Genomic DNA, 8,636 nt, shown 5'->3' on the forward strand with positions numbered 1-8,636 from the left:
GACCGAGGACGGCGGCTGGGCGAATGGTGCCCGGTCTGCCCGCGGAGCCGGGTCCGACCGCCGTGTCGGCCGCCGCGCTGCACCTCGTCGACCCGGCGGGGTCCGCCGAGCAGGTCGCGGCCGGGCGGCGGTGGATGGAGCGCTACGGCGGCCTCGCCGCGATCCCGCACCCGGAGGTCGTGCTCTGGTGCCGGCAGTTCTACGGGTTCGTCGGCTGGATCGCGCCGGCCGACATGCGTCGTTTCCCGCTGGAGCTGGCGCTGCTGCCCGGCCTGTACCGGCGGCTGTTCGACCTGCGGCTGCCGATGGCCTCGGCGCTGGGGCTCGCCCAGGCCCGACACCCGCCCGCTGACCCGGGTGCAGCGCACGCTGTCCCGGCTGGCCGAACCGAACGCGCTGCGCGTGATCCGCCAGACCTACGAGCACGAGGGGGCCGCGGGATCCTGGTCGGAGGACGCCTGGGTGACCGGCCTGGTCTGCACCGGGCTGGCCCGCGCCGGCGTCGGCCAGGACATGGTGGACGCCGCTGTCGGCTGGCTGCGCCGGTCCATGCACCCGGACGGCTCGTGGGCCACGACCCCGCTGGACGCGGCCTGGACGATGTACGCGGTACGGGGCCTGGTCGAGGCCGGCTACGGCGACGACGAGCGCCTGGTCGCCTCCCGGGACGCACTGCTGGGCCTGCAACAGCACCGGCCCTTCCTCGCCTTCGGCTGCCCGCCCGGCTTCTGGTGGACCGCCGGGCGCGGCTGGCCCGCCGTGCTGGAGACGGGCGAGATCGTGTCCGTGCTCAGCAGGCTCCCCGGCACCGTGCAGGACGCCGCCGTCGCCGAGGGAGTCGGCTGGCTCACCGACCGGCAGGACTCCCGCGGCTCCTGGGGTCTGTGCGTGCGCAACACCAGGGTCGCGAACAGCGGCCCCCTGCCCGACGACGACCGCGCAGGCGCTCGACGCCCTGCTCGACGCCGGGGTGCCGGCCGACGACCGGCGGGTCCGCCGCGCGCTGCGCTGGCTGGGCCGGGCCCAGCTGCCCGGTGGTGGCTTCGAGTCGGTCTGGTACCGCGAGCACACGATGGGCGCCGCCGCGGTGCTGGAGACCTTCGCCCGCTGCGGCCGCGGCGGGGACGGGCCCGCGGTCCGCGCCAGGACCCTGCTGGAGCGCACCCGCAACCCCGACGGGTCCTGGGGCGACAGCCACGGCGCCCCGGGAACCGTGGAGGAGACCGGCTGGGCGGTCGCGGCACTGCTCGCCGCCGGTGCGGCCCCGGCGGAGGTGGAACCGGCCGTGCGGTGGCTGCTGGCGGCCCGCCTGCCGGACGGTGGCTGGCCGGCCGAGCCGGTGCACGAGTACGTCCGCCGGGTCAGCCGCTACGCCAACCCGGGATTCACCCACGGGATGGCGCTGCGCGCGCTCGGCCGCTACCGGAAGGCCCTGACGTGAGCCACGGACACGACGCCGACTGCGACACCGACTACGACACCGAGTACGACACCGAGTACGACGCGGTGGTGTGCGGCGCCGGGGTGGCCGGTCTGTCCGCGGCCTGCGCGCTGGGCAGGCTCGGGCACCGGGTTCTGGTGCTGGAGAAGCGCCCGGAGCCGCAGCAGGTCGCCAAGGGCGAGGTGCTGCAGCCGGGATCCCTCGGCATCCTGCGGGAGTGGGGCGTGGCGGACCGGCTGGAGGCGGCGGGTGCGCTGCGGCTGGAGCACCTGGTCGCCCGGGCCGCCGACGGGACGCCCCGATGCGGCTGGACTACGGGCACCTGCCCACCCCGCAGCCCTGGCTGCTGGCCCACGACTACCCGACGATCCTGCGGGCGCTCGACGACTCCCTGCCCCCTGGCGTCGAGGTGCGGCGCGGGGCGCTGGCCGAGGGCCTGGTCCGGACCGGTGACCGCGTCACCGGCGTCCGGTGCGACGGCACCGCGGTCACGGCCGCGCTGGTCGTCGCCGCCGACGGCGTCTCCTCGCGGCTGCGGCGCGAGGCCGGGCTGACCGCGCCCCGTTCCGACTACCCGCACCGGCTCGCCGCCTTCGAGCTGGCGGGCACCGTCCCGCCGGACTTCTCCGCCTACGTGACCGACGGCGGGCTGCGGCTGCGGTACCCGCTCCCGGGGGGCCGGGTGCGGTTGTACGTCCAGGTCGCCGCGGACGAGCTGCGCGGGCTCGGGCCGGACGGGCTCCGCGCCTGGAGCGGCCGGGTGCTGCGCGGCTGCCCCGGGCTCGACCCGGTGGCCGAGGCGTTCCGCGCGGGCGTCGCGGACCGTCAGGTGCTGCCGGTGTCCCGGGCACTCGCGCCGGCGCTGACGGTGCCGGGGCTGGCCCTGGTCGGGGAGAGCGGACACCTGGTGCACCCGATGGCGGCGCAGGGCATGAACAGCTCGATCGCCGACGCACACACCCTGGCCGCCATGCTCCGGCAGGGCGGCTCGCTGCAGGCCGACGTCGTCGACCACGCGCTGCGCCGCTACGACACCGCACGCCGCCACGACCTGCACCACGTCGGCCGGACCAGCCACACGCCGCCCGGATGATCACCGGACGGTCCTGGATCGGGGACCGCGCGCTGACCGGGACCGGTGCCAACGACCGGATCCGGCACGAGGTCATGCACACCATGTCCGGACTCGGGATCCGGCGCCTGACCCCGGTGGACCGCCTGCACCAGATCGGGCTGCTACCCGACCCGCGGGCCGCCCGGCTGCCCGGCTGGGCCCGGACGGTCCGCGGGTCGGGTGCTGCGGCCCGATGACCGCACGGACCTCACGCCCTGGCGTACTCCAGCACGACCAGACCGTTCGCGCCGTCCCGGCGACCCCGGGCGACCAGACCGGCCTCGGCCGCGAGGACGTCGAAGGCCTCCGGTGCCCGCTCCCGGCCGCCCAGCAGGGTCAGCGACTGCAGGTCGAACGACGCGTTGTTCTTCGCGTGTTCCTCCCCGGCCAGCACCTCGACCCCAGCACCCGGCCGTCGGGCGCGACGGCCTCGGCGCAGCGGCGCAGGATCCGGACGGCGTCCTCGTCGGGCCAGTCGGTGAGCACCCGGGACACCAGCAGCACGTCGTAGCCGGTGGGCAGTGGCTCCAGGAAGCTGCCGCCGACGAAGCGGGCCCGCTCGCCCACCCGGCCCCGGACAGGAACTCCTCGGCCTCCGGGGCGACCTCCGGCAGGTCGAGCACGGCGCCGTGCAGGTGCGGGTGGGCGGACAGGACCGCGTGGAGCAGCGCCCCGGTGCCGCCGCCGACGTCGAGCACCGAGGAGACCGGCGCCCAGTCGTACCCGGCGGCGACCTCGGGACCGGTCTGCCAGGCGAAGCCGGCCATCGTCGCGCCGAAGAACAGGCGCAGCCGCTCGTCGGCGCGGTAGTCCGCCCAGAACTCACGGCCGTGCACCGCGGGGTAGGCCGAGCGGCCGGTGCGGACCGCGTGCAGCATCCCGCCGTAGGCGAGGTCCATCCGCAGGCCGGGCCCGTCGGCGTCGAGCCAGGCACGCAGCAGTGCGTTGCGGTCGTCCAGCAACGCCTCGGAGACCGGGGTCAGCGCGTACCGGCCCGGCGCGGGCTCGGCGAACAGTCCGGCCGAGACGAGATGGCGGAGCAGCCGGACGAGCGCGTCGGGATCGGCACCGGAGGCCGCGGCGAGCTCACCGGCGTCGGTGCGACCGTCCCGGACCAGCTCCGGCAGCCGCAGGGCGACCGCGGTACGCACCGCGAACGGGGTCGCCAGGTCGACGAGTGCGGCGAGAGCGGCGGTGCCGTCCTGCGTGGTCGGACTGGTCACGGAGTTCCTTTCGACGAACGGGAGGGGAAGTCGGTCCGCCACTGACGATGGCAGTTCGGAGCGGATTCCGACAAGGGTCCGTGACAATTCGACACAGCATTTCCCCGACCGATTCCGCCGGCGCGGTACGGCGGTCGAACAATGCGTACGGAAAGGTTTTCACATGGTTTCGCTCGACGTCCGTCCGGTCTCCGGAGCGCTGGGGGCCGAGGTGCGTGGGCTCGCGCTCGCCGACGTGGACGACGAGGTGTTCGCGCACCTGTACCGGCTCCTGCTCGACCACCTCGTGCTCTTCCTGCCCGACAACGCCGGTCTCGACCCGGCCGACCACGAGGCGTTCGGCAGGCGGCTGGGCCCACTGGAGGTCCACCCGTTCCTGCCGAAGCTGGACGGGCACGACGAGATCGTCGTCCTCGACTCCGACCAGGGGGCGAAGTCCGACGTCTGGCACACCGACGTCACGTTCTCCCAGACCCCGCCGATCGCGTCGGTGCTGCAGATCGTGCAGGGCCCCGAGGTCGGCGGCGACACCATGTGGAGCAACCAGTACCTCGCCTACGAGGCGCTGTCCGCCCCGCTGCGGGAGCTGCTCGACGGGCTCACCGCGCTGCACGTCTTCGAGCACCCGAACGGCTCCTACCGCAGCGAGGCCGAGCATCCGGTCGTCCGGGTGCACCCGGACACCGGGCGGCGCTCGCTGTACGTCAACCGGATGTTCACCCGGCGCATCCCGCAGCTGACCCGGGGGAGAGCACCGCGGTGCTGACCCACCTCTTCGACGTCTCCGAGAGCCCGCAGCGGGTCTGCCGCTACCGCTGGAGCGAGGGTGGGGTCGCGATCTGGGACAACCGGGCCACCCAGCACTACGCCGTCAACGACTACTACACCGGCCGCCGGGTCGGCCGCCGCGTCACCGTGCTCGGCGACCACCCGAAGGGCGAGCCGGCGCGCTGGCCGCACCACCAGGCCGCCGGGATGAGCGCGACGGCCGTCAACGACTGACCGGCACGACCGGCACGAACCGACCGGCACCGCAGCAGGGGAGACCGCCATGAGCGAGACGACCACCACGAGCGCCGGGTCCGAGGAGTTCCTCGAGACCTACTGGCGTGACCCGCACACCGCACTGGCCGGGCCCGCCGGGACTGCCCGGTCCGCGAGGTCACCTTCGAGACCGGCCCGACCTGGCTGGTCACCCGCTACGCCGACGTCCGGGCCGGGCTGGCCGACGAGCGCCTCGCCAAGGACTGGCGGGCGTCGCTGCCGCCCGCCGAGCGCGCCGCGGCACCGCCGGGGCTGCCCGCCCCGATGTCGCACATGCTGACCTCGCTCGACCCGCCGGAGCACACCCGGCTGCGCCGGCTGGTGACCCAGGCGTTCACCGCCCGGCGGATCGCGGCGCTGCGGCCGCGGGTCGAGAAGCTGGCCCACGACCTGCTCGACGCGCTCCCCGCCGACGAGCCGGTCGACCTGGTCGGCCGGTACGCGATCCCGCTGCCGATGGAGGTCATCTGCGAGCTGATCGGGGTCCCCGAGCTGGACCGCGAGGACTTCGCCCACTGGTCGACGGTGCTGATCGACGAGTGCCCCGAGCCGGAGCTGGTCCGGGCGTCGAACCAGATGGCCGACTATCTCGGCGGCCTGGTCGCCGCGCGACGCCGCGACCCCGACGAGGCCCTGCTCTCCGGCCTGATCGCCGCCTCCGAGGACGGCGAGCAGCTCTCCGACATCGAGATCGTCGCGATGGCGATGCTGCTGCTCATGGCCGGGCACGAGACGACGGCGGTGTTCGTGACGAACAGTGTCCGGGTGCTGCTGACCGAGCCGGACGCCCGGCGGCGGCTCGCCTCGCCGGAGACGGCCCCCGCGCTGGTCGAGGAGCTGCTGCGGTGGGCGTCGCCGGCGTTGAACGCCTCGCTGCGTTTCGCGACCGAGGACATGGAGATCGGTGGGACGGCGATCCCGCGCTGCGCGTCGGTGACCCTGTCCACCGGGGCCGCGAACCGTGACCCGAGCCGGTTCGACGACCCGACGCGGCTCGACCCCGACCGGGACACCGCCGGGCACGTCGCCTTCGGCCACGGCATCCACCGCTGCCTCGGCGCGGCGCTGGTGCGGCTGGAGGCCGACGTGGCGCTCACCGCGCTGTTCGGCCGGTTCCCGCAGCTGCGGGCCACCGCGGCGGAGGACGAGCTGACCTTCCGGCGCAGCGTGCACGTCCACGCCCCGCGGACCTTCCCTGTGCTGCTGGGCCCCACCCCCGACCAGGAACAGGAGCGACGAGCGTGACCCCCGTCGTCCACCAGCTGTCCTTCAACGAGAACCACTGGCCCGTCCTGCCCGGGGTGCGCGAGGCGCTGACCGGGTCGCTGGACACGATCGGCCACACCCTCGACGCGTTGTCCGACGGCCTCACCGCCGAGATCGCCCGGCGGCTCGGGGTGCCCGCGGCCCGGGTCGTCGCGGGCGCGGGATCGGGCGCGCTGCTCCAGCAGTTCCTCGCCGCGCACTGCACCCCGGGACGACGGTCGTGCACACCGCGCCGTCGTTCGCGATGTACCCGCTGCTGATCCGCAACACCGGCGCGACGGCCGTCGCCGTGCCGGACGGCCCCGACGGCAGCGACCTCGCCGGGGTGGCGAAGGCGGTCACCGACGACACCCGTGTCGTGGTGCTCTGCAACCCGGACAACCCCACCGGTGAGGTACTCGGCACCGCGGCGGTGCAGCAGCTGCTCGACGACCTGCCCCCGCACGTCCTGCTGCTCGTCGACGAGGCCTACCGCGAGTTCGCCGACCCGGACGCGGTCGCCGACGTGCTCGGCCTGGCCGCGCACGACGACCGGGTCGTGGTGGTCCGCACCTTCTCCAAGTCGCACGGGCTGCTGGGCCTGCGGGTGGGCTACCTCGTCGCCGCCGAGCGGGTCACCGCACCGATCCGGCCCAGCACGCCGTTCTACCGGGTGCCGACCCTCGGCCAGGCGGCCGCGCTGGCCGCTATGGACGCCGAGGACCGGATGCGCGAGCAGTGCCGTGCGGTGGCCGCCGAACGCGACCGGGTCCGCGACGGACTGCTGGCGCTCGGCTTCGACGTGCCGCCCAGCGGCGGCAACTTCGTGTGGGTCCGCCTCGGCGGGCGCAGCCGAGCGTTCGTGGAACACCTCGCCGCCGCCGGGATCGCGGTCCGCGACCAGGACGGGCTCGGGGTGCGGGTCAGCACCGGCCTTCCCCCGGCGAACGACGCCGTCCTCGCCGCGGCCGCCGGCTTCGACCCCGCTCCGGACGGAACCGCGCCGTGACCACCAGCCCGGGCACCCGGCAGGAGACCGCCGCGCCGGCACCTCGGACGTCGCGGCTGTTCATGCCGTTCTACCTCCTCGCGTTCGCCGGGCTGATGGCGACGACGGCCACCCCGGTGGCGGTGACGCTCGCCCTGCGCGCCCAGCAGCTCTACGGCGAGGAGAAGACCGCCGTCCTCGCCACCACCCTGGCGATCGGCACGGTGTTCGCCTCGGTCGCCCAGCCGCTGGGCGGCTGGCTCAGCGACCGCACCGTCTCCCGCTGGGGCCGTCGCCGGCCGTGGCTGGTGCTGGGCCTGCTGGGTGGGGTCGTGGGCCTGCTGGTGATCGCGCTGGTGCCGGAGCGCTGGGGGATGGTGCTCGGCTGGTCGATCGCGTCGCTGTTCCTCAACCTGGCGTTCTCGGCGCTGTTCGCGGTGCTCGCCGACCAGGTCCCGCCGGATCGGCGCGGCCGGTCTCCGGCTGGATCGGGGTCGCCTTGCAGGCCGGGTTGAGCGCCGGGACCTGGGGCGCGGTCTGGCTGGGGAACCAGCCGGTCGCGCTGTTCCTCGGCCGGCCGCGTTCGCGGTGCTGACGACCGCGGCGCTGCTCGTCGTGCTGCCCGACCGGTCGGCCGGACCCGGGACGCGCGCCCCGGCCGGGGGCGTCCCGTGGCGCGAGCGCCTCGCCCAGCTGGCGCGCTACCGCGACTTCGGGTTCGTCTGGGCAGGCCGGTTCCTGCTGCTCACCGGCTACTACATCTTCTTCAACTTCCAGCTCTACACCCTGACCGACCACCTGGGCGTGACCGTCGCGGTCGCGACCTCGGTGGTGGCGCTGAACAGCACGCTCAGCGCCGTGCTGAAGCTCGTGGTGCCCCGCTGGCCGGCTGGCTGTCCGACCGGCTCGGCAGGCGCCGGGTGCTGGTGGGCTGCTCGGCGGCGCTGTTCGCGGTGTCGATGCTGCTGATCGCGCTGGCGCAGGACGTCACGACGTTCGTGCTGGGCGCCTCGGTCGGGTTCGTCGCCTACGGCGTCTTCCTGGCGGTGGACCTCGCGCTGGCGACCGAGGTGCTCCCGGAGGGCGACGCCCACGGCGGTTTCGGCCTGGGGCTGTACAACGTCGCCGGGACGGTCTCGCAGTCCCTCGCACCGGTGGTCGCGGTCTCGGTGCTGGCTGCTTCCGGCGACAGCTACCCGCTGCTGTACACGGTCGCGGCCGGGCTGGTGGCGGCGGCCGTCGTGACGGTGATGTTCGTCCGGTCGGTGCGCTGAGCGGCCCCGGCGCCGCTCACGGCGCGCGCGGGCGCCGGGGGAGACGACCGGTGTCCCGGTAGGGTCCGGCGCCATGAGCGGGCCCACGCAGCACTACGACTGGGGCAACATCTCCGGCGACGCACCGCCGGAGCCGACCCGGCCGGAGCGGCTGCCGGTGCCCGCGCACGTCTCCTCCGACATCGGGCTGCTCGTGCTGCGCCTGGTCGTCGGCGCCTCGTTCGCCGCGGCCGGTGCGCGGAAGCTCTTCGGCGTCGCGGGCGGCATCGGTCTCGACGCGAGCGGCCGCCGCACTCGCCGATGCCGG

At 75.0% G+C, this 8,636-nt stretch carries 9 protein-coding genes and 4 pseudogenes; 11 read left to right on the top strand and 2 right to left on the bottom strand.

All coding sequences use genetic code 11. The features are described 5' to 3' along the window. The first annotated feature begins 526 nt into the window (after window positions 1–526). The 3 genes and pseudogenes from KPL57_RS65030 to KPL57_RS65040 all read left to right on the top strand — a co-directional run bounded on the left by KPL57_RS65030 (window position 527) and on the right by KPL57_RS65040 (window position 2,534). On the top strand, window positions 527–1,441 hold the full coding sequence (locus tag KPL57_RS65030) for a prenyltransferase/squalene oxidase repeat-containing protein (protein ID WP_226359441.1): 915 nt from the start codon (window positions 527–529) through the stop codon (window positions 1,439–1,441). 83 nt (window positions 1,442–1,524) lie between these two features. Beyond that, a pseudogene (locus tag KPL57_RS69120) lies at window positions 1,525–1,635 on the top strand (NAD(P)-binding protein); the annotation flags it as partial. Window positions 1,636–1,742: 107 nt separating this feature from the next. Then, on the top strand, window positions 1,743–2,534 hold the full coding sequence (locus KPL57_RS65040) for an FAD-dependent monooxygenase (RefSeq protein ID WP_226359435.1): 792 nt from the start codon (window positions 1,743–1,745) through the stop codon (window positions 2,532–2,534). Between the two features lie 357 nt (window positions 2,535–2,891). On the opposite strand, the gene KPL57_RS69125 is transcribed toward KPL57_RS65040, so the two are convergent. Next, a complete protein-coding gene (locus tag KPL57_RS69125) occupies window positions 2,892–3,122 on the bottom strand; it encodes a methyltransferase (RefSeq protein WP_308253610.1) in 231 nt (76 codons plus the stop codon). A 68-nt stretch (window positions 3,123–3,190) separates the two neighbouring features. Next, a pseudogene (locus KPL57_RS69130) lies at window positions 3,191–3,454 on the bottom strand (methyltransferase); the annotation flags it as partial. 487 nt (window positions 3,455–3,941) lie between these two features. Between KPL57_RS69130 and KPL57_RS65060 the strand changes: the two are divergent. The 8 genes and pseudogenes from KPL57_RS65060 to KPL57_RS65095 all read left to right on the top strand — a co-directional run. Then, window positions 3,942–4,780, top strand: a pseudogene (locus KPL57_RS65060) (TauD/TfdA dioxygenase family protein). Between the two features lie 315 nt (window positions 4,781–5,095). Then, the gene (locus KPL57_RS65065) at window positions 5,096–6,067 is read left to right on the top strand and encodes a cytochrome P450 (protein WP_226359438.1); all 972 of its coding nucleotides are present in this window, start codon (window positions 5,096–5,098) and stop codon (window positions 6,065–6,067) included. Then, a complete protein-coding gene (locus tag KPL57_RS65070) occupies window positions 6,064–6,348 on the top strand; it encodes a hypothetical protein (protein ID WP_226359439.1) in 285 nt (94 codons plus the stop codon). Before KPL57_RS65065 ends, KPL57_RS65070 begins: the two co-directional genes overlap by 4 nt. Beyond that, window positions 6,309–7,076 carry an aminotransferase class I/II-fold pyridoxal phosphate-dependent enzyme gene (locus KPL57_RS65075; protein ID WP_308253606.1) on the top strand — a complete coding sequence of 256 codons (768 nt, stop codon included), beginning with the start codon at window positions 6,309–6,311 and terminating at the stop codon, window positions 7,074–7,076. The genes KPL57_RS65070 and KPL57_RS65075 overlap by 40 nt, the downstream gene beginning before the upstream one ends. After that, the gene (locus KPL57_RS65080; RefSeq protein WP_226359440.1) at window positions 7,073–7,570 is read left to right on the top strand and encodes an MFS transporter; all 498 of its coding nucleotides are present in this window, start codon (window positions 7,073–7,075) and stop codon (window positions 7,568–7,570) included. Before KPL57_RS65075 ends, KPL57_RS65080 begins: the two co-directional genes overlap by 4 nt. A 73-nt stretch (window positions 7,571–7,643) precedes the next feature. Next, window positions 7,644–8,024 (top strand): hypothetical protein, encoded by a 381-nt coding sequence (locus KPL57_RS65085; protein ID WP_226359444.1) that lies wholly within the window; start codon window positions 7,644–7,646, stop codon window positions 8,022–8,024. After that, the gene (locus tag KPL57_RS65090) at window positions 7,976–8,329 is read left to right on the top strand and encodes a hypothetical protein (protein ID WP_308253608.1); all 354 of its coding nucleotides are present in this window, start codon (window positions 7,976–7,978) and stop codon (window positions 8,327–8,329) included. The genes KPL57_RS65085 and KPL57_RS65090 overlap by 49 nt, the downstream gene beginning before the upstream one ends. A gap of 73 nt (window positions 8,330–8,402) precedes the next feature. After that, a pseudogene (locus tag KPL57_RS65095) lies at window positions 8,403–8,636 on the top strand (hypothetical protein); the annotation flags it as partial.

This window comes from Pseudonocardia sp. ICBG601 (assembly GCF_020496245.1).